Source organism: Corallococcus praedator (genome assembly GCF_003612125.1).
Classification (GTDB): Bacteria; Myxococcota; Myxococcia; order Myxococcales; family Myxococcaceae; genus Corallococcus; species Corallococcus praedator.
This window is the reverse complement of record NZ_RAWI01001474.1, coordinates 1-382: the sequence shown is the minus strand read 5'-3', so window position 1 is coordinate 382 and position 382 is coordinate 1. Positions and strand designations below refer to the sequence as shown.

1 protein-coding gene is annotated in these 382 nt (G+C 74.1%); it reads right to left on the bottom strand.

Annotated features, from left to right (window positions below):
* Nucleotides 1-152 precede the first annotated feature (152 nt).
* On the bottom strand, nucleotides 153-382 hold a 230-nt coding region (locus D7Y13_RS46800), incomplete at its 5' end, for an LptA/OstA family protein (RefSeq protein WP_208734776.1).

Below are 382 nucleotides of genomic sequence, written 5' to 3'. Positions count from 1 at the left end.
CGATAGGCCGCGGTCGCGGTCGCGGCGTCGCCCGCCGCGTCGGCTGCGGCGGCCGCCGCCAACCGGCGTTCGATGTCTCGATGCTCCATTGCAGTCCCCCGCGCGCACTATGACAACGCGGTGACGGGCTGACAATCGGGGGTGTCGGCGGCCTATTTCGCGGGCGGCCGCGGCGGCACGACGAAGCGTCCCGAAACGCGTCCGCCGGGCGCGGGCGCCGCACCGGGCCTGGCCGCGCCGCCGGCACCGTCGAGCGTCGCGCGCCCGGTGTCGAGATCGATCGCGAGGCGCTGGCCGCGGAGCTGCGACGCGCCGCGGTTGAGCACGACGTCGCCGATCATCGTGATCTGCTTTTGCGTGACGTCGTAGATCGCGTAGCGGC